This is a genomic window from Chromohalobacter moromii (genome assembly GCF_023091865.1).
GTDB classification, from domain to species: Bacteria; Pseudomonadota; Gammaproteobacteria; order Pseudomonadales; family Halomonadaceae; genus Chromohalobacter; species Chromohalobacter moromii.
In genome coordinates this window covers 119151-143847 of record NZ_JAHXDI010000002.1, presented here as the reverse complement: position 1 = coordinate 143847, position 24697 = coordinate 119151, and the positions used below count along the sequence as shown (strand labels likewise).

Below are 24697 nucleotides of genomic sequence, written 5' to 3'. Positions count from 1 at the left end.
CATGGCGGCTCAGCCCGTCATGTCCAACACGATCCGCCCTTCGATCTTGCCATCGATCATGCGCTGGAAGACGTCGTTGATATTTTCCAGCTTCTCGGTGGCGATGGTGGCCTCGACCTTGCCTTCACCGGCGAAATCGACCGCTTCCTGAAGGTCTTGTCGAGTGCCGACGATGGAGCCGCGTACGGTGATGCCGTTGAGCACCGTATCGAAGATCGGCAACGGGAAGTCGCCCGGCGGCAGGCCATTGAGCACCAGGGTGCCTCCGCGACGCAGCATGCGTTGGGCCTGATCGAAGGCCTTGGGTGACACCGCGGTGACCAGCGCGCCATGAGCACCGCCGACCTCGCGTTTGAGGGTCTCGGCCGGATCGGCCTTCAAGGCATTGACGACAACGGTGGCCCCCAGGCGCTCGGCCAGCGCCAGCTTGCCGTCGTCGATATCCACCGCGGCCACGTTAAAGCCCATGGCCTTGGCATATTGCACCGCCATGTGACCGAGACCGCCGATACCCGAGATCACCACCCACTGGCCAGGACGGGCATCGGTCATCTTGAGTCCCTTGTAGACCGTCACGCCGGCACACAGCACCGGCGCGATCTCCAGGAAGTCGACGTTGTCGGGCAGCCGCCCCACGTAGCCGGCATCGGCCAGGGTGTAGTCGGCGAAACCGCCGTTCACCGAGTAGCCGGTGTTCTGCTGTGACTCGCACAGGGTCTCCCAGCCCCCTAGACAGTGTTCGCAATGGCCGCAGGTAGAATAGAGCCACGGCACGCCGACACGGTCACCCTCCTTGACGTGCTTGACCCCCTCGCCCACCGCCACGATATGGCCGACGCCCTCGTGACCGGGTATGAAGGGTGGGCTGGGCTTGACTGGCCAGTCGCCGTGGGCGGCATGCAGATCAGTGTGGCACACGCCCGAGGCGGCTATCTTGACCAGGATCTCACCCTGCTGCGGTCGCGGGGTCGCGACCTCCTCGAGCGCCAGCGGTTCGCCGAACTGGCGTACCACGGCAGCTTTCATCGTCTTGTCCATTGTCATTTCTCCTCGGTTGGCGGGCAGCCGAACGCTGCGCGCCTTTGAGTGCGCCGAAGCCGTGATGGAGCGGTGACTCCACTATTGATGAAACGGGAATGCCGTTCGGGGCAGTGCCCCGAACGGCCCAGGCTCAATAAAGCCCCATCGGGTCGTCGCTGTAGGAGACCAGCACACACTTCACTTGCTGGTAGTGGTCGAGCATAAGTTTGTGGGTCTCACGGCCGATGCCTGATTTCTTGTAGCCACCGAAGGCGGCGTGCGCGGGGTATTGGTGGTAGCAGTTGGTCCACACGCGTCCGGCTTGAATGCCCCGGCCCATGCGGTAGGCGCGGTTCATGTCGCGGGTCCAGACCCCGGCGCCCAGGCCAAACTCGGTATCGTTGGCGATGGCCAGCGCTTCTTCTTCGTCACGGAAGGTGGTGATGGCAAGCGTGGGGCCGAAGATTTCCTCCTGGAAGACGCGCATGTCGTTGCGGCCCTTGAGAATGGTGGGCTGCACGTAGAAACCACCGGCCAGCTCGCCCTCGAGCGTGGTCTTGCCGCCGCCCAGCAGGCATTCGGCGCCCTCCTCGCGGCCGATGTCCATGTACGAGAGGATCTTGTCGTACTGCTCCTTGGAGACTTGCGCGCCGATCTGCGTTTCGGTGTCCAGCGGATCGCCCTGGCGGATGGTCTTGGCGCGTTCGATGGCGCGGGCCATGAACTCGTCGTAGATCGACTCGTGGACCAGCGCGCGGGAGGGGCAAGTACACACTTCGCCCTGGTTGAAGAAGGTCATCAGCAGGCCTTCGATGCACTTCTCGGCGAAGGCGTCGCCATGCGAGAGCACGTCCTCGAAGTAGACGTTGGGCGACTTGCCGCCCAGTTCCAGCGTGGCCGGGACGATGCGCTTGGCGGCATTGGCCATGATATGGCTGCCTACCGGCGTGGAACCGGTGAAGGCGATCTTGGCGACACCTTCATGCGTGGTCAGCGCCTCGCCGGCTTCTTCACCGAGGCCATGCACGACGTTGATCACGCCCGGCGGCACCAGGTCGGCGATGAGTTCGAGGAAGATGTTGATCGAGGCCGGGGTCTGCTCGGCCGGCTTGAGCACCGAGCAGTTGCCGGCAGCAAGCGCGGGCGCCAGCTTCCAGGTCGCCATGAGGATGGGGAAGTTCCAGGGAATGATCTGGCCCACCACGCCGTAGGGCTCGTGGTAGTGATAAGCGACGGTGTTCTCATCGACTTCGCTGATGGTGCCTTCCTGGGCACGCAAGCAACCGGCGAAATAGCGGAAGTGATCCGCCACCAACGGGATGTCGGCACCGCTGGTTTCGCGGATCGGCTTGCCGTTGTCCCAGGTTTCGGCCACGGCGAGCTTGTCGATGTTCTGCTCGACACGGTCAGCGATCTGGAGCAGCACCTTGGCGCGCTCGGCGGGTGGCATCTTGCCCCAGGCCGGAGCGGCTTTCTGTGCCGCCTTCACCGCACGGTCGATATCCGCTGCCGATGAACGCGGCACCTGACAGAAGACTTCACCGGTGACCGGGGTGATGTTGTCCAGATAGCGACCATCAGCGGGCGCCACCCACTCGCCGCCGATGAAATTCTCGTAACGCGACTTGAAGTCGACGACGGCACCCGGGGTGCCGGGACGTGCATGAATCATGGCGTGTCTCCTTGGGTGAATGCGCCGGGGCGAATCGTCTGGTGTGCGACCCTGCCCCTTGGAAAATGAGTACGCATCGCCCTCAGCATGGCCTGTCAGCCAGGCGTCGGTTTGCCTGCCAGTCTCCGACGTTTGTCTGCCAGTCTCAGATACTGAATTTGCCTACACTGCAAGGTAACGGGCGTCATCCACGCCCATACCGTCGGTACCGCTGAGGAGTTCGCCATGCACGCTGTCACGCCTCCCGATTCGCGCTCCCGGGCATCCCAAGTGGACAACGCCAGCGCGCTCGAGCAACTGGCGGACACGCCCCGCACACGGCGCTTGATCGAGAATCGCATCTGTTATGCCGGCCCGCATGCGGAGCTTTCGATCTACGACACCTGGTGGCCCGCGCAGGATGTCGCCCTGAGCGCCGAGCGGGTGCTCTACTGCGGCATGCTGCAAGGGCGCAAGGTCATGAATGGCGCCACCGAAGGACCGGAAACTTTCTTGCCAGGCGAGAGCTTCGTACTGGCGCCGCACCAGGAAGTGCGCATCGACTTCCCCGATGCGCACCCCGATGCGCCCACTACCTGCCTGACCATCGATCTCGATCCCGCGCGCATTCACGCCCTTAGCGAACGCCTCAACCAGACCCAGCCACGCGAGCGGGAGCTCGGCGAGTGGCACTATCATCCCCAGGCACTGCACGTACCGCACAGTCCAACCACCCAGGCGCTTATCGAACGCTTGATGGGGCTCTTCCGCGAGAATCACCCCGACCGCGACGCGCTGATCGGGCTGGGCATCGACGAGTTGATCGTACGTTTGCTGCGGACCCAATCGCGTGAGTTGCTGCTCGCCGACGCCCGCCAGGCGCCGCCGCGTCACGGGCTCGCGGCGGCGCTTTCCTGGCTGGAACGCCACCCCGAGCTGCCTCTGGATGGGGCGCAATTGGCCCGCGAGGCCTGCATGAGCAAAGCGCGCCTGTACCGGCTGTTTCAGCGCGAGGTCGGCTATACCCCCGGCGAGTACCAGCAGCGCCTGCGCCTGGCACGCGCCCGGCAGTGGCTGCGCGAGGCCGACGCCCCCATCACCGAAATCTGCTACTCGCTGGGCTATCGCAGCCTCAGCCACTTCACGCGGCGCTTCAAGGCAGCCTATGGGCTCACACCGGGCGACTATCGCCGTCTACTCATCGCCTGAGCGCGCGGCGCCCCAAAGACGCTTAAAACGCATCTTCTATCAGCGCCTCCTCAAGGAGTGTGCTTGCATTTCAGCGTCAATCCGATAAAGTAGATAACGAAATTTTATTCTACCCGCGCAAGGCAAGAATTCCTCGTGATGCACGTTCATAGTACTAAGCCATAAGTACTAGGCAATATGAGTGTCACGCGGAATTCGTGACCGGGGTAGGCATTTCCTGCATCGCGCCGCGATGCACATAGACAATGCCTAGTGTTCACAAGAGAGACATCATGACATTACGTCACGCCGAAAGCGGCGACGCTCCGCGATTGCACCTCGACCTCACTCCCTTTCAGGAAGACGGCCAGTGCTACGGCGACTACCACCGCCTGCCACTCAACCCGATGCTCAAGCGCCTGTGCATAGAAGCGCGCCGCGCCGGCCTCGCGGATGCATCGCTCGAGGCTCGCGACCTGATGAGCCATATGGCACTCGACGAAGACCATATCGTCACTCAAGAGATTTCCGGACGCGTGTGGCGCTATAACGTTGGCTACTCGGAAGCGCCCAGCCAGCTCGACTCGGCGCTGGACTCGCTCGGCGAGCGCATGCTCGAGGAACCACTGCCCACCGGCTTGGCACAGCTCACCGAGTCATGGGTGTACATGCCCGGCCAGCTCGATGCCGCCACGACCCAGAGCACCGACGTGCTGTGGATGGATAAGCCCGCATGGGCACGCTATCGCCTCGAACAGGTTCAGCTCTGGTTTCGCGCCCTGCGCGACGATGCCGAGCGCCTCGGCGACGGCTGGCTGGCCTGGCACTTGACCCATCTACCGCTGACACGCGCACCGGTGTTCGATAGCGTCGATGCTTTCAGCAAGCTGGCGCGCCTCGATCTCGGTGGCCGCGACGCCCTCGGAGAGCTTTCCTTCGTGCGTTATCAACATGGGGAATGCCACGAGGGCATGGGGCTGGCGATCACGCAACTACCGCACCGCATCGAGACGCTGGCGTCGTTGGACGACGCTCTGGTGGTTCCGGCACGCCAGGTCGACACCATCCTCACACGCCTGGATCGCGCGCTCGCCGACTAGGCTTTTTACGAAAGCGGCCTGTGCGACACGCGCGTCAATGAACGAAAACGCCCCCGGTGCCGAATTTACGGCGCCGGGGGCGATGCGTTGGGGCCTGCGTGTCGTTTCCGTCAGCCGGTGCGTCTGAGCAATACGATGCCCAGCACATAGCAGGCCACAGTGGGTACGAGCACCGCGAACACCGGCGAGAAGCCGAACAACATCGACGCCGGCGCCAGCAGGTCCTGCAGGTACTTGAACGAGACACCGACGATGATGCCGTAGAACACTCGCGTACCGGCGGCCACGGTGCGCAGCGGACCGAACACGAACGATGCAGCCACCAGCATCAAGCCCGCCAGAGTGAAGGGCAGCAGCATTTTCTGCCAGAAGTACAGCAGCGGCTGCGTCGCCTCGAGCCCCTGATTGCCCAGGTAACTGGCGTAGCGCCACAAGTCGCTGGGCGACTGGCTCTCCAGCGGGCGCAACAGGCGATTGAGCTGTTCGGGGGTGAACGAGGTTTCCCAGGTACGCTTGTCAGTGGTATCGACGACGGTCTGACCGTCCTCGAAGCGGGTTTCCTCGATGTTTTGCCATTGCCAGCTCCCCTCTTCCCATACCGCACGGTCGGCATGCGTGGTACTCACCAACTGCGTACCATCGAAGTGGTAGCGCGTGACATCGATGACCACGTCATCCGCGCGTATGGTGCCGAAGCGATAGAAATCGTCGCCCTCGCGCTGCCAGCCGCCACGCTCGGAGAGAATCGCGCCCTCGCCTTCGAGTTGTTCCAGACGCCAGGCTTCCGCGTACTGCTCTGTCACCGGGCTGACCCACTCGCTGATCGCCATGGTCAGGATGATCACGAGACCTAACGGCTTCATGGCGCCCCACAGAATGCGGCCCAGCGAACGCCCGGAGGCGCGCATCACCGTCAGCTCGTTGCTCGATGCCATGCTGCCCAGGCCGATCAAGGCGCCGATCAACACGCCGACCGGCGCATACTGATAAAACCGCCACGGCAGGCGCATCAGCAGATACACAAAGACGTCCAGAGCGCCGTAGTTACCTTCGACGTCACCGAGGTCGTTGATATAGGAAATGACAAGGTCCAGCCCCAGGATCATGACCTGCACGACCAGCATGGCCGCCAGCACATTGCGCGCGATGTAGCGATCGAAACGGTCGAAAATCATGTGCGGCCCCCCCGGCGCTGATCACGGCGTGTCATCCAGATCCCCAACAGTAGATATCCCAAGTGAATCGGCCACATGCCGATGGAGGGCGCCAGCGAGCCACGCGAGATGGCGTCCTGAGCCGCCAGCAATAAACTCAAGTAACTGATGTGTAGGAAAATCGCCGGCATCAGCTTGGCGAAACGCCCTTGGCGTGGATTGACGCGCGACAACGGCAGCGCCAGCAAGGTGAGGATCGGCACCATCAACGGCATGGAAAGCCGCCACTGCAGATTGGCCCAAGCTTCGTTATCGCCGCGCTCGATGAGCTGCGGGGTCGAGGTCAGCTCGGCGGCATCGAGGTCGACCCGCTCGCTGGCGCGCGATAGACGCACCGCATAGGTGTCGAACTGCACCCGCTCGGCGACGTTTTTGCCTGGCTCGACGCTGTAACGCTCACCATCGGTCAACACCAGGAACCGGCTGCCGGTATCCTCGTCGACGGTCTGATAGCCTCCGTCGGCGCGGGTGACCACCGTCTCCGGTGTGCCATCGTTGCGTGGCTGGCGCTCGCTGATGAACACGTTTTCCATCCGCGAGCGATCATCGCTGAGACTCTCGGTATAAGCGGTGCGCCCACTACCGAACTCCTGGAAACGCCCCGGCTGCAGCACCGAGAAATCGAGCCGGCTTTTCTGTTCCTCGAGCACCATCTCGTTGTGGCGAGCACCGCTTGGGGTCAGCCACAGGCTGCATACCGCCACCAGGATGGCCACCAGCACTGCCGGCCACAGCGTCACCCGCAATAGCCGATTGGGGCTGATGCCACAAGCCACCAGCACGGTGATCTCGCTATTGAGATAAAGCTGCCCGAACGCCAGCAGAATGCCGAGAAAGAACGACAGCGGCAGCACCAGCTCCATGAACCCGGGCAAGTGGAAAAGCATCAGGGTGCCGAGAATGTTGGCGGGAATATCCCCTTGCGCGGCATCGCCGAAATAGCGAATGAAGCGACTGCCCATGATCACCAGCAATAGCACACCGGCCACGGCAGCCATGGTGGCGAGGATCTCGCGCGTCAGATAGCGGAATACGATCAAGCGTTTTCTCCCGGGTCGGTTCCCTGGTCCACGACGGCCCCTTGCGGGCCCAATGCAGCCTTCGACCACCCTCCCCATGCATTGCGTTCCGGCTTTGCGTACACTGGAGTACGTTCAGCACCGGCATCCTTGTCGGCATTATCCAGAATACCCGGACACTTGTCTCGCCACGAGACAAGTCATGTCAGCTCAGTCGTGTGGAGACTTCATGGAATCCCCCGTAATCAACGTCAACCCGGCCAAGGTCGAAACGGCATGCCTGATCGTGCCCGTCTTCCAGGATGGGGATCTGCTGCCGGCGGCGGACAAACTCGACGACGCCAGTGAACGTCTGATCGGCCAGCTTCTCGACCGGGGCGACTTCGACCCTAGCCTCGGCAATGTGCAATTGATTCCCTTCGCGCCGGGGCTCGGTGCCGAGCGTCTGCTGCTCGTCGGCCTCGGCGAGCGCGCCAAGTTTGGCGAAGGCCAACTCATCAAGGCCCTCGATGCCGCCTTCGCTACCGTCATCAAACTGCCGCTCGACGACGTGGCCGCCGCCTTCACCGACGTACCGGTCGGCGAACGCGACACCGCCTGGAAGGCACGCGTCACGCTGGAAGCCGCGCATCGCGCCTGCTATCGCTTCGACGACTTCAAGTCGCAGCCGGCCCCCGCACCGCGCCTCAAGAGCCTGACGCTGCTGGTCAGCGATGCGGACGAAACGCCTCAGGCCGAGCTAGGCGCGCGCATCGGTTCCGCCGTCGGCGAAGGGGTCGCGCTGACGCGTACCCTGGGCAACTTGCCCAGCAATGTCTGCACGCCGCGTTACCTCGCCGAGCAGGCGCAAACATTGGCAGCAGACGCCGACGGCGCGCTGAACGTCGAGATCCTCGACGAAGAGGCCTTGCAAGCGCTGGGCGCCAACGCCCTGCTCTCTGTCGGTCAGGGCAGCGAAGAACCCTCGCGTCTGATCATCATGCAGTATCGCGGCGCCGAGGACCCGGACGAAGCCCCGCACGTCCTCGTCGGCAAGGGCATCACCTTCGATTCCGGCGGCATCTCGCTCAAGCCCGGGGCCGGCATGGACGAGATGAAGTTCGACATGTGCGGCGCCGCCAGCGTCTTCGGTACCATGAAGACGGTGCTCGCGCTCAAGCCCAAGATCAATATCATCGGCGTGGTGGCAAGCGCCGAAAACATGCCCGATGGCCGCGCCTTCAAGCCCGGCGACATCGTCAAGACTCTCAAGGGGCTCAACGTCGAGATCCTCAACACCGACGCCGAAGGGCGTATGGTGCTGTGCGACGCGCTGAGCTACGTCGAGCGCTTCAAGCCTGCCAGCGTGGTGGATATCGCCACCCTGACCGGTGCGGCGGTCATCGCCCTGGGCCATCATGCCTCGGGACTTCTGTCCAACGACGACGATCTGGCGCTGGACCTGCTCGACGCCGGCGAGAACGCCTGGGACCGTGCCTGGCATCTGCCATTGTGGGACGAGTACCAGAGCCAGCTCGATTCCAACTTCGCCGACCTGGCCCACATCGGCGGTCGCCCCGCCGGCACCATCACGGCGGCCTGCTTCCTGTCGCGCTTCACCGATGCTTATCCCTGGGCGCACTTGGATATCGCCGGTACCGCCTGGACTTCGGGTGACAAGAAAGGCGCCAGCGGCCGCCCCGTGGGCCTGTTGACCCAATACTTGCTCGACCGCGAAACCGAGGCCAACGAGACGCGCCCCAGCGTCGAGTGACCCTTCGCAGCAAACAATTTGCATGCTAACGTAAGTAGCAGGCGCGCCGGCCTTTCCTCGTCCGACGCGCCTGTGTCATTCTCGGCATCCAACCAATCGCCGAATTTGACGGCTTTTCAACCGGCGTCTTTCGCCGAGCGCTTAGATGTAACGGAGAACTTCAGTGACCCCTTCAGGCTTCGATATACGGCCTAACGCGCATCCCAAGGATGCCGCCCTGCGCGAGACGATTCTCGAGAACCCCGGTTTCGGTCGTCATTTCAGCGATCACATGGCTCATATCCGCTGGACGAGCGATGTCGGCTGGCATGGCCACGAAGTCCGCCCCTACGGACCGTTGACGCTGGACCCGGCAGCGGCGGTATTGCATTACGCTCAGGAAATCTTCGAGGGCATCAAGGCCTACCGTCATGCCGACGGTTCGGTATGGACCTTCCGCCCCGAGAAGAACGCCGAGCGTTTCCGCGCTTCCGCGCGGCGCCTGGCACTGCCCGAGCTGTCCGACGAGGACTTCATCGGCTCACTCAAGGCGTTGCTCTCCCAAGACAATACCTGGGTGCCAACGCCGGCCAGTGCCGCCGAGGAGTCGAGCCTTTATCTGCGTCCGTTCATGATCGCCAGCGAGACCTTCCTCGGTGTACGGCCCTCCAAAGAGGTCGACTACTACGTCATCGCCTCGCCGGCGGCGGCGTACTTCAAGGGTGGGGTGAATCCGGTCTCCATCTGGTTGTCCTCGCATTACAAGCGGGCCGCATCCGGCGGTACAGGCTTCGCCAAGTGCGGCGGCAACTACGCCGCCTCGTTGGCAGCCCAGAAAGAAGCCGAAGCGCACGACTGCGCCCAGGTCGCCTTCCTCGACGCCGCCGAGAACAAGTGGATCGAGGAACTCGGCGGCATGAACCTGTTCTTCGTCTACAAGGACGGGCGCATCGTCACGCCCAAGTTGACCGGCACCATCCTCGAAGGCGTCACCCGTGACTCCATCCTGGAGCTCGCCCGCGACCAGGGCCTGACGCCCGAGGAACGTCACATCAGTATCGACGAGTGGCGCGACGGCGCTGCCTCCGGTGAGATCACCGAGGTCTTCGCCTGTGGCACGGCGGCCGTCATCACCCCGGTCGGCGAGCTACGCAGCGAAGACGAGAGCATTCGTCTCAAGGCGGATAGCGGCGGCGAAGTCGGCAAGCGCCTGCGCAAGGAACTGCTCGACCTGCAGTACGGCCGCAGCGAAGATACGCGCAACTGGCTGACGCGTCTGGCCTGAGACGTCTAGGCTGACTGAATCGGTTCGGCTGAATCAGCCTGACAAGAGTCCCTCATACGACGGCACGGCCTGGCCGTGTCGTCCGCTTTTTTTCGGCAAAGAGGTCACGATGACGAAAGTGATGCTGATTACCGGCGCCGGTCGCGGCATCGGTGCCGCCACTGCCAAGCACGCCGCGCAAGCAGGCTATTCCGTAGCCATCAACTATCGCAGCGACAAGGCGTCGGCCGAGGGTGTCGTGAGTGACATCGAGTCGGCGGGCGGACGCGCCATCGCCATTCAGGCCGATGTCGCCAACGAGGCGGATATCGTTGCCATGTTCGAAACCGTCGACCGTGAGCTGGGGCGCCTCGACGTGCTGGTCAACAATGCCGGCATCGTCGACCAGATCAGCCGCGTCGACGCGATGAGCTTCGAACGTGTCGACCGCATGATGCGCATCAACGTGACCGGCCCGTTCGTCTGCGCCCGTGAGGCGATCAAGCGCATGTCCACCCAGCACGGCGGGCAAGGCGGCGCCATCGTCAACGTTGGCTCGGCGGCCTCGCACCTCGGCGGTGCCAGCGAATACGTCGATTACGCCGCCTCCAAGGGCGCCATCGACACCATGACCGAAGGCCTCGCCAAGGAAGTCGCCGGCGAAGGCATCCGCGTCAACGGCGTGCGCCCCGGCGTGATTCGCACCACCATTCACGCCAGTGGCGGCAACCCCGACAAGCCCGATGTCGCCGGCTCGGTGATTCCCATGGGCCGCATCGGCGAGCCCGAGGAAATCGCCAACGGCGTGCTGTGGCTGGCCGAGGCCGGCTTCACCACCGGGGCGTTGATCGATATCGACGGCGGCGTTTAGTCGCCATCGATTGGCTGCGCATCGCCCGGGTGTTGGGCTGTAAGCCAAAGAATCAGATAATCTACCTTTCGTAGCTCGTAGCTCGTAGCTCGTAGCTCGTAGCCGGGATTGTCTTTCTTCCAGCTTCCAGGCGCGTAGCGCCGCTCTTACAACTTACGACTCCCCGAAGGGGCCCATGACTCAAGTCGATTTCTACATCTTGCCCGACACCACGCTCGGCGCGCGGCTGGACTTCGCGTGCCGGCTGGCGGAGACCATCCACCGCAAGGGCTATCGGCTGCATATCCACACCGAGGACGAAGCCATGGCGCGTGACCTCGACGATCGGCTGTGGACCTTCAAGCCCGAAAGCTACCTGCCCCATGCAGTGCTGGCCGACGAGGTCGAGCCCCTGCCTCCCGTCACTCTGGGCTGGGAAGCGCCGCCGGCGCCCGGCGTCGAGGCGATGCTCAACCTGCATCCCGAGATCCCGGAATGGTTCTCGCGCTTCGAGCGCGTCGCCGAGATCATCAATCAGCACCAGGACGTGCTGACCGCCAAGCGCGCCTGCTGGCAGACCTATAAAAAGCGCGGCTACCCCGTCAAAGCCAACGACCTCACCAACACCTCACGCAACGCTGCGGGCTAAGCCCCGCCATGACGTCACCCCGCTTGCGGGGTTATACTTGTCGGCATTTTTCGCCACGGCCATGCGCCGTGCTGACCGTATTTCAAGAGCCGACCGACGCCCATGGACAAGACCTACCAACCCGATCAGATCGAAACCCGCTGGTATCAGCGCTGGGAAGACGCCAATCATTTCGCGCCCGCCGGCCAGGGCGAGCCCTACTCGATCATGATTCCGCCGCCCAACGTGACCGGCAGCCTGCACATGGGCCACGCCTTTCAGGACACCATCATGGATACCCTGATCCGCTGGCGGCGCATGCAGCAATACAACACGCTGTGGCAGGTAGGCACCGACCACGCCGGCATCGCCACGCAGATGCTGGTCGAGCGCAAGGTCGCGGCGGAAGACGGCAAGAGCCGCCACGACCTGGGGCGCGAGGCCTTCACCGACAAGATCTGGGAATGGAAGCACGAATCCGGCGGCCATATCACGCGGCAGTTGCGCCGCATGGGCGCCAGCGTCGACTGGTCGCGTGAGCGCTTCACCATGGACGACGGCTTCTACAAGGCGGTGCAGGAAGTCTTCGTGCGGCTGTTCGACGAGGGACTCATCTATCGCGGCAAGCGCCTGGTCAATTGGGATCCCACACTGCACACCGCGATCTCCGACCTGGAGGTCGAGAACAAGGACCAGCAGGGCCAGTTCTGGCATTTCCGGTATCCGCTCGCCGACGGCGTGACCACCGATGACGGTCAAGATCACCTCATCGTCGCCACCACGCGTCCCGAGACGCTGCTCGGCGACACCGGCGTGGCCGTCAACCCCGAGGACCCGCGCTACGCCTCGCTGATCGGCAAGTTCGTCGAACTGCCGCTGGTTGGGCGTCGCATTCCGATCGTCGCCGACGAGCATGCCGACATGGACAAGGGCTCGGGCTGCGTGAAGATCACCCCCGCCCACGACTTCAACGACTACGAGGTCGGTCGCCGCCAGCAACTGCCGCTGATCAACGTCTTCACCCCGGACGCCAGCATCCTGCCGCGCGCCGAAGCCTTCGATATCCAGGGCCGCCCGCTCGGCGAGATCGACACCGCCTTGCCGTCCGCCTACGTCGGGCTCGACCGCTTCGCGGCGCGCCAGGCCATCGTCGACGACATGCAGGCCGCCGGGCTGCTGGCGCAGATCGAAACCGTCAACAACACCCTGCCCTATGGCGACCGCTCCGGCGACGTCATCGAGCCACTCTTGACCGATCAATGGTTCGTGGCCGTCGAGGAACTGGCCAAGCCGGCCATCGCCGCGGTGGAGAACGGCGACATCGAGTTCGTGCCCAAGAACTACGAGAACATGTACTTCGCCTGGATGCGCGACCTCCAGGACTGGTGCATCTCGCGCCAACTGTGGTGGGGGCATCGCATTCCGGCCTGGTACGACGGTGATGGCAACGTCTATGTCGCGCGCAGCGCCGAGGAAGCCCGCGACAAGTACGGCCTCGCCGCCGACGCGGCCCTCACCCAGGACGAAGACGTGCTGGACACCTGGTTCAGCTCCGGGCTGTGGACCTTCGCCACCCTCGGCTGGCCCGAACAGACGCCGGAACTCGAGACCTTCCACCCGTCCAGCGTGCTGGTCACCGGTTTCGACATCATCTTCTTCTGGGTCGCGCGGATGATCATGATGACCCTGAAGTTCACCGGCGAGGTGCCCTTCAAGAAGGTCTACGTGCATGGCCTGGTGCGCGATGCCCAGGGTCAGAAGATGTCCAAGTCCAAGGGCAACGTGCTCGATCCCATCGACCTGATCGACGGCATCGACCTGGACGCGCTGATCGACAAGCGCACCGGCAACATGATGCAGCCGCAGAAGGCCAAGGCCATCGCCAAGGCCACCCGTGGCGAGTTCCCCGACGGCATCGAGCCCCACGGCACCGACGCGCTGCGCTTCACCTTCCTCTCGCAGGCGACCACCGGACGCGACATCAAGTTCGACATGGGCCGCCTGGATGGCTACCGCAACTTCTGCAACAAGCTGTGGAACGCCTCGCGCTACGTGCTGATGAACGCCGAGGGCGAGGACTGCGGCCTCGAGGGAGAAGTGGAGCTGTCGCTGGCCGACCGCTGGATCGTCTCGCGCCTGCAGCAGACCGAGGCGCAGGTGACCCGCGCGATGGAGGAGTTCCGCTTCGACCACGCCTCGCAGGCGCTCTACGACTTCGTCTGGAACGAGTATTGCGACTGGTACCTGGAACTCTCCAAGCCGGTGCTGTGGGACGACAACGCCACTGCCGCCGCCAAGCGTGGCACGCGCCGCACGCTGGTGCGGGTGCTGGAAACCGTCCTGCGCCTTGCGCATCCGATGATGCCGTTCATCAGCGAAGAGATCTGGCAACGCGTCGCGCCCCTTGCCGGCACCCATAAAGGCGGCGATGACTCGATCATGGCCCAACCCTGGCCACAGGCCGACCAGAGCCGCATCGACGAGAACGCCACGCGCGATATCGAATGGCTCAAGGGCGTGATCATCGCCGTGCGCAATATCCGCGCCGAGATGAACATCGCCCCCGGCAAGCCGCTCGAGGCACTGCTCACCAAGGGCGCAGAAGCCGATCACGAACGCCTGGAAGCCTATCGGCTGTTCCTCTCCAAGCTGGCCAAGCTCGAGAGCATTACTTGGCTCGACGATCCCGACCAGGCTCCGCTCGCCGCCACCCAATTGGTCGGTGACATGGAAGTGCTGGTGCCCATGGCGGGGCTGATCGACAAAGACGCCGAACTGGCCCGTCTGGCCAAGGAAATCGACAAGCAGGACAAGTTCATCGGCGGCATCGAGAAGAAACTCGGCAACGAGGGCTTCATCAGCAAGGCCCCCGCCGAGGTCGTCGAGAAAGAACGCGCCAAGCTCGCCGACGCCCAGGCCAGCCGTCAGCACCTCAGCGAGCAACGCGACAAGATCGCCGCGCTGTAAGCGCCGCTGTCACAACGTCGGGACAACGCCGGCGCAAACCGAAAACGCCCATGCGGTTCACACCGCATGGGCGTTTTCATGTCAGGGGCACGGCACATAAAAAAACCCGCGCCAGGGGGCTGCGCGGGTCGAGGCAGGGTACTACTAGGGGTGCATCGCGAAACGATGCAGGGATGGAACATCTGATGAGCACCAGATGCCGCTTACTTTATCCCTACGCGTCTCATGCCACCAATAAATTGTTAGCATGATAGCGATAGTTCTCTTCAATCCTTGTCGCGCGTCGCCGGTGCCCGAGGCGTGGCGCCTTCCGAGTCCCGCGCTTCCAGCAGCGTCCTCAGGGACGTAACCTCGGCGTTCAGGCTTTCGATCTGTCGGGAAAGATGCCGCATCATCTCGCGGTCCGCCTTGTGCTGTCGCGATTCATGCTCGCTGTCATCGGACACCACCAACGAGCCGATGTACGCCGCGAAACTCCCGAATAGCCCCACACCGCCGACCATGAGAAAGATCGCCACGACTCGGCCCAGGGTGGTGACCGGGTAATAATCGCCATAGCCCACCGTGGTCACCGTCACGAAGGCCCACCACAGCGCTTCCTCTGCGGTGTCGATGGGACTTTGTGGATGCGGTGACTCGACCAGCAACATGGTGATCGCCCCGAACGCCACCAGCAGCAACGTGGCCGTCGCCGCCGAAGCAAATACCCCCTCGGCACGATTGCGAAACAGAACCCGCCAGATCATGTGCAGGGATTTCAGCGCACGGATCACCCGCAGCATCTGCACGACACGGAACAATCGCGCCCCCTGGAAAGGCCCCGGCGGGATACAGGCCAGAAGGTCGAGCCACCCCCAGCGCATGTAGCGCCACTTGTCGGGAGCGGCACGCAAGCGCAGGCAGAAGTCCACGAAGAAGAACCCGCACACCACCCAGTCCATGTACGTTAGAAGGCGCGAGACTTCCGCGGGCAGGGTCAGGAAAAGATCCGCCAACAAGGCGCCAATCACATAGAACGACAGCACCAGCACGACGAGTTGAAAGGGCGTGATACGTTCCTGACTGACCGGCATACGAGTCTCCTTGGTGCCCGGATAGCTCATGGTGATGGACGCGATACGCCCTTTCCATTCTCGAGCATCGGCCACCGAGAGGCTACTGTAAGAGAAATGCCGAGCCCATGGGCCCGGCATTTTTCAACGTGCGGCAAGCGTTTAGCGGGCGATGGCCGCCGTACGCCGCTCGAGCCAGTCGCGGGCCTCGCCGTCGACCTTGGGCATCAGGCGTTGACGAACCTCGTCATGGTAGGCGTTGAGCCAGGCGATTTCCGCATCATCGAGCAGCGCAATATCGATGGCTCGGGTATCGATGGGGCACAGCGTGAGCGTCTCGAAGTGCAGGAACTCGCCGAAGTCGCTGGGCTGAGCCGAACGATTGACCACTAGGTTCTCGATGCGCACGCCCCACTGCCCCGGCCGATAGACGCCCGGCTCGATCGAGGTAATCATACCGGGTTGCATGGCTGACTGCGGCGTCGGCGATGCGTACCACGCGATCACCTGCGGCCCCTCGTGGACATTCAAGAAATAGCCAACACCGTGCCCGGTGCCATGCCCGTAGTCGATGCCCGCGGCCCACAGCGGCGCGCGGGCGATGGCGTCCAGTTGCGGCGATGGGATGCCACGCGGGAACTGGGCACGCGACAGCGCGATGGTGCCCTTGAGCACCTGGGTGAAATCGCGCCGGTGCGCCGCGTCGATCTCGCCCACCGGCACCACACGGGTGATGTCGGTGGTACCGCCCAGATATTGGGCCCCCGAGTCGATCAGCAGCAAACCATCGCCCTCGATCACGGAATGCGCCGCCGGAGTAGCGTGATAATGCGGCAGCGCGCCGTTAGCATTGAAGGCGGCGATGGTCGCGAAACTCCGCGAGACGAAGCCGTCGCGCTCAGCGCGTGCGGCGGTGATACGCTCGTCGACGTTCAGCTCGGTCACCGCCTCGTCGCTGGCCAATGCGTCTTCCAACCAGGCGAAGAACGCGCATAGCGCGGCACCGTCTTCCTCCATGGCATGGCGCACATGCGCGATGTCGCGGTCGCTCTTGCGGCTCTTGGCAAGCGTGCTCGGTTGGAAGGCCTCGACGACGGTCACGCTCTCCGGCACGGCCTCCGTCAGCGCCAGGCTGACCCGCGCCGGATCGACCAACAGGCGCGCGTCGGCAGACAGCCCCGCGAGACGCTCCGCCACCAACGCGTAGTCGGCAACATCGATGCCGTCGTCGGCGAGTTCGCCGACCAAGGCGTCATCCAATTTGCCCGGAGCGACGAACAAGGTTGCGCGCGTCGCCTCGACGAGCAGATGCGACAGGAAAACCGGATTGAAGTCGACATCCGATCCGCGCAGATTGGTCAGCCAGGCGATGTCGTCGAGGGTCGACACCAGATGCGTATCGGCGCCTTGAGCCTCCATTTCCTGACGCAACGTCGCCAGCTTATCGCGCCGTGAGATGTCCACGTAAGCGCTCGGGTGGGCACGCACCGGCGCCTCAGGCAACGCAGGGCGGTCCGGCCAGATGGCATCGAGCAGATCCCGATGGCCTTCCCAGCGGATTCCCTTCGGCGCCAGATGCGCCTCCATCTGACGCACGCTGGCCGCCGACACCACGGCGCCGTCGAAGCCCACCGTGGCGCCCTCCGGAAGCTGCTCGGCAAGCCACTGCTTGGGGTGCTGCGCCTGGCCGGGCTGGAGTTTCATCAACTCGATGCCGCTGCCGGCCAACTGCTGCTCCGCCTGTACCCAGTAGCGACTGTCCACCCATAGACCGGCCGCCTGCTGGGTGATCACCAGCGTGCCCACCGAACCATCGAAGCCCGAAAGCCAAGCGCGACCTTGCCAGTGATGCGGCAGATATTCGGAACTGTGTGGGTCGGACGATGGCAGCCACCAGGCGTCGACGGCCTGTTCACGCATGGTATCGCGCAGCGCGGCCAGGCGGGCGGCGGGTGTTTGGGGAGATTCACTCAGCGGCATGACTCAGGCTCCGGTGGTGGCATTAGAAGACGAAGCACCGGCGGGATCGACGGTGGGATTACCCTTCAGCATACGCTTGATGAACGGCGTCAGCAGCGCCAACACGATGGCACATAGCACCAACGCCACCGCGCAGCGACCGAATAGCTCTGGTAACTGTTCCAGCTCTTCGGCATTCACATGCCCACCGATCAGCCCGGCGACCAGGTTCCCCAGCGCCGAGGCGGTGAACCACAACCCCATCAATTGACCGCGCAGCTTGGTCGGCGCCAACGCGCTCATGGTTGAAAGCCCCACCGGGCTCAGACACAGCTCGCCGATCGTCAACAGCAGCAAGCTGGCGGTAATCCACAGCGGCGAGACCTGATCGATCCCACCGGCCACGCGCATCGCGGCGAACATCATCAAGGCAAAACCACCGGCCGCGAACAAGAGGCCGAGGATGAATTTCACTGGGCTGCCGGGCTCCAGACGGCGGCGGCCGAGTGCCGGCCACAGCCAGCCGAAGAGCGGCCCCAGCAGTATGATGAAAACCGGGTTGAACGACTGAAACCACACAGTGGGAATTTCCCAGCCAAACAACATGCGGTCGGTATAGTCATGCGCGAACAGATTGTAGGACGTCGGCTGTTGCTCGAAGGACGCCCAGAAAAACGCCGCCGCCATGATCAGGATGAAACACACGACGATGCGCGCCCGCTCCTGCTTATCGAGCCCGTTAAAACCGAAGAGAAAGACGAAATAGCCAAGCGCACAGACGATGATGATCGTGGTCATGGCCTCGGCGATCACCACGGCGTTCAAGGTGATCACGCCGTTTGCCACCAGCGCGATGAAACCCGCCAGCGCGATCGCCAATCCGGCGACGTAATACCCCACGCCGCGACGGTGTACGGACGGCGCATCCCAACTGGCGGCGCGGCCCCGCAGGCTGTCGGCGCGGCGCATGGAGGGAATGGCCGACAAACGAAAGATCAGCAAGGCCACCAACATGCCAAGCCCACCGATGCCGAAGCCCCAGTGCCAGCCGTACTCGCGCATCAGCAAGCCAGTGAATAGCGGGGCCAGCAAGGCGCCGATGTTGATGCCCATATAGAAGATGGCGAAACCGCCGTCGCGACGCACGTCACCCTGGTCGTAGAGGCTGCCCACCATGACCGAGATGCATGACTTGAACAGCCCCGAGCCGATCACGATCAGCACCAGCCCGATGAAAAACCAGGTCGCGCCCCAGACGGCAGAAAACGCGATAGAAAGATGGCCCAAAGCAATGAGGACCGAGCCGTACCAGACGGCGCGTCGCTGGCCCAGCCAGTTGTCCGCCAGCCAGCCGCCGGGCAAGGCCGACAAATAGACGGCGCCCGCGTAGATACCGACGATGGCCGAGGCCGTTTCACGCGTGAAGCCCAACCCACCCTCGAAGACCGTGGCGGCCATGAACAGTACGAGAAGCGGGCGAATACCGTAGTAGGAAAAACGCTCCCACATTTCGGTGAAAAATAACGGCCCCAGCGCCCGCGGGTGACCGGCGAAACCCCGGTCCTCTTGGGAGCGGGGCGATGCTACATCCGTGTTAGAGCGCATTGGAGTATCTGCCTCGTTGAGAACTTTCAGGTTGTGCCCGACGATCGCCATGCCTTGTGAGCGCGCGGCGAAACAAAACGGCGATGGCACGTATGCCATCGCCGGAGGCGGACTATAAAGTTTCCACGCGAATGATCAATACCCAACTTTTGTCGTACTAACCATTCACCGAGTTATCGTGAGCACGAAAAGTAACAATGTGTTTCCAGCACAGTTCATCGCGAGGCATCGTCCTCTTGCATCCATTGTGCCCAAATGGCGCGAACTCGGCGGCGATGATCGTCGATATCGGCGATCTCGACCTGGCTCCCGGCCTTGGCCAGCGAGGCACGATGGCTGATGCCGCGATAGGTGAGGTATGCCTCGCGCAGTTCGCGTGCCTGATCGGCGGGAAGGCGGCCGCTTTCCTCCAGCGTTTCGAGAATGCGCATGTTATCGCTGAAGGCGAGCATTTCCGGCGCTTCATCGCCCAGCCGCAGCACCGCGTATTGGCAGAGGAACTCGATATCCACCATGCCACCGGGATCCTGCTTGAGATGAAACGTTCCCTGGCGGCCGGCCTGATCGCTGCTACCCAGGTGGTTGCGCATCTTGCGGCGCATGGCGACGACCGAGTCGCGCAGTTTTTCAGGCTCGCGTGGCTGCCCCAGCACTTCTCGGCGCACCACCTCGAACCGCTCGCATAACGCCGCATTGCCCGCAATGGCGCGAGAGCGCACCAGCGCTTGATGCTCCCAGGTCCAGGCTTGTTGGTGCTGATAGTCGGCGAAGGCGTCGAGCGTCGTCACCAGTAGCCCTGCGTTACCCGAAGGACGCAGGCGCATGTCCACCTCGTACAGCGCGCCGCTGGGCGTCATGGCCGTCAGCAAATGGATGACGCGCTGACCGAGACGCGTAAAGAAAACCGCATTATCGAGGGCCTTGGCACCGTCGGTGGCGCCCTTGGGGTCGGCATCGTGCAAAAACACCAGGTCCAGGTCCGAACCATAGCCCAATTCGATGCCCCCCAGCTTGCCGTAACCGATGATCGCGAAATTGGCCTCGTCGCTCTCGCGCTCGCCGGGATGGCCCGAGGGGCGGCCGTACTTGCGCGTCACCTGCTTCCAGGCCATCGCCAGTACCTGTTCGAGAATCACTTCGGCGATGAAGGTGAGGTAATCGCTGACCTTCATCAGCGGCCGCGCGCCGACGATATCCGAGGCCGCGACGTGCAGTACCTGGGCATGCTTGAAGATACGTAGCGCGTCGAGCTGGCCTTCTTCGTCATCCTCAGGCACCCGCGCCAATGACTGGCGCAGTTCATCGGCGAGTTCGTCCTTGTCGGCGGGCGAATAGAGTGTGGCGGGATGCAGCAATTCGTCGAGCAGCACGGGATGGCGCGCCAACTGCTCGGCGATCCACGGACTCGCAGCGCACAGCCGAATCAACTGACGCAGCGCATCGGGATTCTCGCGCAGCAATGCCAGGTACGCGGTCCGCCGTAGCACTGCCTCGATCAGCGGCAATACGCGCTCGAGCGCGACATCCGGCGCGTGACTCTCGCTGACGGCCTCGAGCAGCAGCGGCATCAAAGCATCGAGACGCTCGAAACCGATACGTTGCATGGTCGCCACGGCGCGCGAACGATGCAAACCAGCAAGCCGCTTGAAGGTGGCCTCGGGCGTCTCGAAACCCAGCGTCGTCAGCGTCTCGCGGGCTTCCGCCAAGGTCAGCTCCTCACGCCACAGCGCGCCCAATTCCTCATGAGAGGCGTCCTCGGCGGTGTTCCGCTCATCGTCTTCTTCCTCGGGCGGCGCGATGACGGCGTCGAAATGTTCACGCACCCGCCCTCGCGCCTCGTCCAAACGCGCCACGAGCGCCGGCCAGTCGGCCATGTCGAGCGCCAACGCCAAGCGCTCGCGCCCCAAGCTATCTTCCGGCAGGGTCTGGGTCTGGCGGTCCTTCTGGGCCTGCAAGGCATGCTCGAGATCGCGCAGAAAAGCGTAATCGCTGCGCAGGGCATCGGTCACCTCGCCCGGCAGAAGCTCCAGGTCCGTCAGACAGCGCAGCGCCGCCGCCAGCGAGGTCAGTTGAAGCTCGGTATCGCGCCCACCACGGATCAACTGAAACGCCTGGACCACGAACTCCACCTCGCGGATACCGCCAGAGCCGAGCTTGATGTTGTCGGCCATGCCCTTGCGTTTGACCTCGCGATTGATGAGTCGCTTCATCTCGCGCAGCGATTCGATGGCGCCAAAATCCAGGTACTTGCGATACACGAACGGCCGCAGCGAGGCGAGCAGCTCGGCGCCCGCTTCGAGATCGCCAGCCACCGGACGCGCCTTGAGCATGGCGTAGCGTTCCCACTCGCGCCCCTGATCCTGATAGTAGCTGGCCAGCGTGGCAAAGTTGCCGACCAGCGGCCCACCATCGCCGAGTGGGCGCAAACGCATGTCGACACGGAACGCCATGCCTTCGTCGGTCACCGCGTCCAACGCACCGATGAGTTTCTGGCCCAGCTTGGTGAAATATTCTTGATGCGAGAGTGTCCGCCGACCGCCTTCGGTCTCGCCCTCTTCGGCGAAAGCGAAGATCAAGTCGATGTCCGAGGATAGATTGAGCTCGCCCGCACCGAGTTTGCCCATGCCCAGCACCACCAAGCGTTGCGGTGTGCCGTCAGTCCGGAGAGCCGGCCGTCCCCAGCGCGGCGCATAGTGGTGCTCGAGCCAGCTCAGCGCCCCGTCGAGGCAGACCTCCGCCAGGCTGCTGACATCACGTGCGGTGCCCCACATGCCAGCCTCACCGCCCTGACCGCGCGGCGCGCGGCATAGATCACGCCACACGATGCCCAGCATGCGCAGCCGCCGGAAACGGCGTATCGCGGCCTGCATGGCCGCCTCATCTTCGGCGGCTTCGAGGCGCTCGGCGAGTTCCGCCTCCCAGGCCTCGCGCGGCGGCGACTCATCCAGTTCGCCCTCGGCATCCAGCACCGGTAACCAGCCTGGGTCGCGCGCCAGCGTCTCGGTGGCGAAATCGGAAAGCGCTACGACCCGCGCCAGTTCGGCGCGGCGCACGTTCGAGAGCGCCAGCCAGGTAGCACTCGGCATCTCGTCGGCATCAACATCCGCTTCGCTCGACGACCGCTTCGCCTGAGCGACACGATCGGCCAGGCACAGCGCATCGTCGAGCCGCTCGGTGGCTTCACCCAGCGCCTCGTGCAACGGTGCGGGAATATCGGCGTCGGGTAGGAATCCTTCGGGCAGGGCCATGACACTCTCCTGGAACGTCCCGGCACTCGACGCCGGGCAAGCATGATGGCCCCAGCTTAGCGGAGCCGCTCGCTTGGAAGCTACAGGCAAGCGCCCCTCATCGCCGCCACGGCAAACCACGCTCGGCGGCGGCGATGAACGCCTCGGCGTTGCGGCGCGGCGATGACGTGATCAGGCTAATACCGACGAACAGCACGCACGCCACCGGCAACGCCCAGATGCCCGGTGGCCAGCCTAGTGGCTTGGCGCCGGTGATATACAGCGCCACGACCCAGGCGCCACCGCCGAGGATGCTCGCCAGGGCGCCCGCCGCACTGCCGCCCCGCCAGAAGAAGGCGCCGATAAGCGCCGGTACGGTGACGACCAGGCCAGTCGAAGCGGCGACCGAGAGCACCGCGATCAGGTCGAGGCGCAATTCGGCGAAGGCCAGCGCCAACAGCGCGATCAGCGGCAACACGGCCTTGCCGACCCACAGTTGGCGGCGTTCGTCGCTTCCTTGGCGGGCCACCGCGTAGACATCCCGCGACAGCATCGACGAGAGCGTCAGCATGATCGAGTCGATGGTCGAGACCGCCGCCGCCAAGATGCCGACCATCACCAGCACGCCGAGTAACGGCGGCACGTGCGCGGAGGCCAACAAGGTCGGCGTGGCAAGGTCCGAATTTTCCAGCTCGGGGAAGGCAATCAGCGCCGAAAAGCCCCATAGCACCGAGACGGCAGTATAGACCAAGCCGAAGCACAGAAAGCCCAACAACATGCGGCGCATGGCCTGGAGCGAAGCCGGCATGAAGAGGCGCTGGCTGACTTGAGGGTTGGAAAGGCTGAAGAAGAACCACGGAATCGTCAGGCCGAGGAAGGTCACCGGCGTGAACAGGCCCGAGCCCGGCACGGTAAGCGCCTCGGGATGCTCATCGGCGAGGGTCGCGAACAGCGTCTCGAAACCGCCCAGCGAGGCCACCACCAGCAGCGCCACGGCCGTCGAGGCGACGATCATCAATAGCGCCTGCAGCGCATCGGTCCACATCACCGAGCGAATCCCGGCGATGAAGGTGAATACCAACGCCAGCACGGTGGCGACCGCCACGCCGGTGGTGAAGCCGATCGCACCGTCGGTCATACCGCTCAGCAGATACCCCACGCCCGCCAGTTGCACCGCCGCATAAGGGATCAAAAACAGGCTGCTGACCAGCGCCGTGGCGACGGCCACGCCGCGATTCGCGTAGCGGTGTCCCAGCATCTCGCTGGGTGTGACGAAACCGAATGCCTTGCCCACCGCCCAGAAGCGCGGCCCGAAGATGGCTACCAACGAGACCCCGGCGAAGTAGACGATTTCAAAGCCCAACGCACCGACGCCACCGGCGTACGTCAGCCCCGCCAGCCCCACCATCATGAAGGCACTGTAGGTCGTCGCGCTGTAGCTGAGCGCCGACACCAATCCGCCCATGCGCCGCCCGCCAAGGAAATAGTGCGCCATGTCGGTCGCCCCACCGGGAACACGCTCGCGCGAGCGCCATGCCACCCCTAACGCGACGACGACATACACCAGCACCGACGTCCACACGAGCGTCGACGACATGCTCACTTCTCCTTGAAATCGGCGGTGACGAGCAGGTTGAGACCGATCACGGCGAGACCGACCAGCCCCCAGAAGAGCATACTGCCGTACCAGGCCTGAACATCACGCAGCAGGGTATAGGGGACAATCACGGCAGCCACCACCAGCACGCCGAGCAATCCAAAACCGACGCGTCGGAACATGGGGCACCTCGCATGAGGGTCGAATGTGGAAAAACCGATCCCGTCGACAGTACGGGTCAGCCAAGGAATTTCTGCCAGGCCAGCAAGATCCAGGTCAGGCCCGCCATGATCAGTGAGATCATCACCGCCGCCGATCCGATATCCTTGGCCCGACCGGACAGCTCGTGATGCTCGGGGCCGATGCGATCGACCACGGTTTCCACTGCGCTGTTGAGCAATTCCACGATCAGCACCAGCGCACAACTGCCCACCAGCAGCAGCCATTCCACTGGCGTAGCGCCGATCCACCACGCCAAGGGCAAGAGTACCACGCAGATGCCGACCTCCTGGCGAAACGCCGTTTCATTGCGAAACGCGGCGCGCAGTCCCTTGAGCGAATAGTGCGTGGAGTCGGTCAAGTGACGCAAGCCGGTGGTCTGGCGGGATTTCATCGCGCTTTTTC

General features: G+C 63.7%; 18 protein-coding genes. 7 read left to right on the top strand and 11 right to left on the bottom strand.

What is annotated here, in order from left to right; translation table 11 throughout:
* Positions 1–9: 9 nt before the first annotated feature.
* Together adhP and exaC are read right to left on the bottom strand one after the other, a co-directional pair.
* Positions 10–1038, bottom strand: coding sequence for an alcohol dehydrogenase AdhP (gene adhP / locus KZO83_RS07045; protein WP_178999209.1), 1029 nt, complete (start codon positions 1036–1038; stop codon positions 10–12).
* Positions 1039–1171: 133 nt separating this feature from the next.
* Positions 1172–2692 (bottom strand): acetaldehyde dehydrogenase ExaC, encoded by a 1521-nt coding sequence (gene exaC / locus KZO83_RS07040; RefSeq protein ID WP_040242999.1) that lies wholly within the window; start codon positions 2690–2692, stop codon positions 1172–1174.
* A 225-nt stretch (positions 2693–2917) separates the two neighbouring features.
* Between exaC and KZO83_RS07035 the strand changes: the two genes are divergently transcribed.
* Both KZO83_RS07035 and KZO83_RS07030 read left to right on the top strand, forming a co-directional pair.
* The gene (locus KZO83_RS07035) at positions 2918–3880 is read left to right on the top strand and encodes an AraC family transcriptional regulator (RefSeq protein ID WP_178999208.1); all 963 of its coding nucleotides are present in this window, start codon (positions 2918–2920) and stop codon (positions 3878–3880) included.
* A 272-nt stretch (positions 3881–4152) separates the two neighbouring features.
* A complete protein-coding gene (locus KZO83_RS07030; RefSeq protein WP_246941234.1) occupies positions 4153–4959 on the top strand; it encodes a hypothetical protein in 807 nt (268 codons plus the stop codon).
* Positions 4960–5069: 110 nt separating this feature from the next.
* On the opposite strand, the gene lptG is transcribed toward KZO83_RS07030, so the two are convergent.
* Positions 5070–6134, bottom strand: a complete 1065-nt coding sequence (lptG, locus tag KZO83_RS07025) for an LPS export ABC transporter permease LptG (RefSeq protein ID WP_247620270.1) — start codon at positions 6132–6134, stop codon at positions 5070–5072.
* Positions 6131–7213, bottom strand: coding sequence for an LPS export ABC transporter permease LptF (gene lptF, locus KZO83_RS07020; protein ID WP_247620269.1), 1083 nt, complete (start codon positions 7211–7213; stop codon positions 6131–6133). The genes lptG and lptF overlap by 4 nt, the downstream gene beginning before the upstream one ends.
* A gap of 208 nt (positions 7214–7421) precedes the next feature.
* Here lptF and KZO83_RS07015 point away from each other — a divergent pair, with 208 nt between their 5' ends.
* The 5 genes from KZO83_RS07015 to KZO83_RS06995 all read left to right on the top strand — a co-directional run bounded on the left by KZO83_RS07015 (position 7422) and on the right by KZO83_RS06995 (position 14633).
* Entirely contained in the window at positions 7422–8945 is a 1524-nt protein-coding gene (locus tag KZO83_RS07015; protein WP_247620268.1) for a leucyl aminopeptidase, read from the top strand.
* A 163-nt stretch (positions 8946–9108) separates the two neighbouring features.
* Positions 9109–10209 carry a branched-chain amino acid aminotransferase gene (locus KZO83_RS07010; RefSeq protein WP_247620267.1) on the top strand — a complete coding sequence of 367 codons (1101 nt, stop codon included), beginning with the start codon at positions 9109–9111 and terminating at the stop codon, positions 10207–10209.
* A gap of 109 nt (positions 10210–10318) precedes the next feature.
* Positions 10319–11059: an SDR family oxidoreductase gene (locus KZO83_RS07005; protein WP_247620266.1), complete on the top strand. Its 741-nt coding sequence runs from the start codon at positions 10319–10321 to the stop codon at positions 11057–11059.
* Positions 11060–11234: 175 nt separating this feature from the next.
* Positions 11235–11687: a DNA polymerase III subunit chi gene (locus KZO83_RS07000; protein ID WP_040243008.1), complete on the top strand. Its 453-nt coding sequence runs from the start codon at positions 11235–11237 to the stop codon at positions 11685–11687.
* Positions 11688–11789: 102 nt separating this feature from the next.
* A complete protein-coding gene (locus tag KZO83_RS06995; RefSeq protein ID WP_247620265.1) occupies positions 11790–14633 on the top strand; it encodes a valine--tRNA ligase in 2844 nt (947 codons plus the stop codon).
* 266 nt (positions 14634–14899) lie between these two features.
* Here the strand turns inward: KZO83_RS06995 and KZO83_RS06990 are convergent, their stop codons facing one another.
* The 7 genes from KZO83_RS06990 to KZO83_RS06960 all read right to left on the bottom strand — a co-directional run bounded on the left by KZO83_RS06990 (position 14900) and on the right by KZO83_RS06960 (position 24686).
* The gene (locus tag KZO83_RS06990; RefSeq protein WP_247620264.1) at positions 14900–15706 is read right to left on the bottom strand and encodes an ion transporter; all 807 of its coding nucleotides are present in this window, start codon (positions 15704–15706) and stop codon (positions 14900–14902) included.
* 141 nt (positions 15707–15847) lie between these two features.
* Positions 15848–17665, bottom strand: coding sequence for an aminopeptidase P family protein (locus KZO83_RS06985; RefSeq protein ID WP_247620263.1), 1818 nt, complete (start codon positions 17663–17665; stop codon positions 15848–15850).
* A gap of 3 nt (positions 17666–17668) precedes the next feature.
* On the bottom strand, positions 17669–19249 hold the full coding sequence (locus KZO83_RS06980) for a peptide MFS transporter (RefSeq protein WP_247620262.1): 1581 nt from the start codon (positions 19247–19249) through the stop codon (positions 17669–17671).
* A 215-nt stretch (positions 19250–19464) separates the two neighbouring features.
* Positions 19465–22497 (bottom strand): bifunctional [glutamate--ammonia ligase]-adenylyl-L-tyrosine phosphorylase/[glutamate--ammonia-ligase] adenylyltransferase, encoded by a 3033-nt coding sequence (gene glnE / locus KZO83_RS06975; protein WP_247620261.1) that lies wholly within the window; start codon positions 22495–22497, stop codon positions 19465–19467.
* A gap of 97 nt (positions 22498–22594) precedes the next feature.
* The gene (locus KZO83_RS06970) at positions 22595–24073 is read right to left on the bottom strand and encodes a sodium:solute symporter family protein (RefSeq protein ID WP_247620260.1); all 1479 of its coding nucleotides are present in this window, start codon (positions 24071–24073) and stop codon (positions 22595–22597) included.
* Between the two features lie 2 nt (positions 24074–24075).
* Positions 24076–24255, bottom strand: coding sequence for a hypothetical protein (locus KZO83_RS06965; protein WP_247620259.1), 180 nt, complete (start codon positions 24253–24255; stop codon positions 24076–24078).
* 56 nt (positions 24256–24311) lie between these two features.
* Entirely contained in the window at positions 24312–24686 is a 375-nt protein-coding gene (locus KZO83_RS06960; protein ID WP_075367703.1) for a diacylglycerol kinase, read from the bottom strand.
* Between the last annotated feature and the right edge of the window lie 11 nt (positions 24687–24697).

Bases quoted from the DNA above. Each gene is read 5' to 3' on its own strand.
- adhP (WP_178999209.1), bottom strand. From the start codon at position 1,038: ATGGACAAGACGATGAAAGCTGCCGTGGTACGCCAGTTCGGCGAACCG.
- exaC (WP_040242999.1), bottom strand. From the start codon at position 2,692: ATGATTCATGCACGTCCCGGCACCCCGGGTGCCGTCGTCGACTTCAAG.
- KZO83_RS07035 (WP_178999208.1), top strand. From the start codon at position 2,918: ATGCACGCTGTCACGCCTCCCGATTCGCGCTCCCGGGCATCCCAAGTG.
- KZO83_RS07030 (WP_246941234.1), top strand. From the start codon at position 4,153: ATGACATTACGTCACGCCGAAAGCGGCGACGCTCCGCGATTGCACCTC.
- lptG (WP_247620270.1), bottom strand. From the start codon at position 6,134: ATGATTTTCGACCGTTTCGATCGCTACATCGCGCGCAATGTGCTGGCG.
- KZO83_RS07015 (WP_247620268.1), top strand. From the start codon at position 7,422: ATGGAATCCCCCGTAATCAACGTCAACCCGGCCAAGGTCGAAACGGCA.
- KZO83_RS07005 (WP_247620266.1), top strand. From the start codon at position 10,319: ATGACGAAAGTGATGCTGATTACCGGCGCCGGTCGCGGCATCGGTGCC.
- KZO83_RS07000 (WP_040243008.1), top strand. From the start codon at position 11,235: ATGACTCAAGTCGATTTCTACATCTTGCCCGACACCACGCTCGGCGCG.
- KZO83_RS06995 (WP_247620265.1), top strand. From the start codon at position 11,790: ATGGACAAGACCTACCAACCCGATCAGATCGAAACCCGCTGGTATCAG.
- KZO83_RS06990 (WP_247620264.1), bottom strand. From the start codon at position 15,706: ATGCCGGTCAGTCAGGAACGTATCACGCCCTTTCAACTCGTCGTGCTG.
- KZO83_RS06985 (WP_247620263.1), bottom strand. From the start codon at position 17,665: ATGCCGCTGAGTGAATCTCCCCAAACACCCGCCGCCCGCCTGGCCGCG.
- KZO83_RS06980 (WP_247620262.1), bottom strand. From the start codon at position 19,249: ATGCGCTCTAACACGGATGTAGCATCGCCCCGCTCCCAAGAGGACCGG.
- glnE (WP_247620261.1), bottom strand. From the start codon at position 22,497: ATGGCCCTGCCCGAAGGATTCCTACCCGACGCCGATATTCCCGCACCG.
- KZO83_RS06970 (WP_247620260.1), bottom strand. From the start codon at position 24,073: ATGTCGTCGACGCTCGTGTGGACGTCGGTGCTGGTGTATGTCGTCGTC.
- KZO83_RS06965 (WP_247620259.1), bottom strand. From the start codon at position 24,255: ATGTTCCGACGCGTCGGTTTTGGATTGCTCGGCGTGCTGGTGGTGGCT.
- KZO83_RS06960 (WP_075367703.1), bottom strand. From the start codon at position 24,686: ATGAAATCCCGCCAGACCACCGGCTTGCGTCACTTGACCGACTCCACG.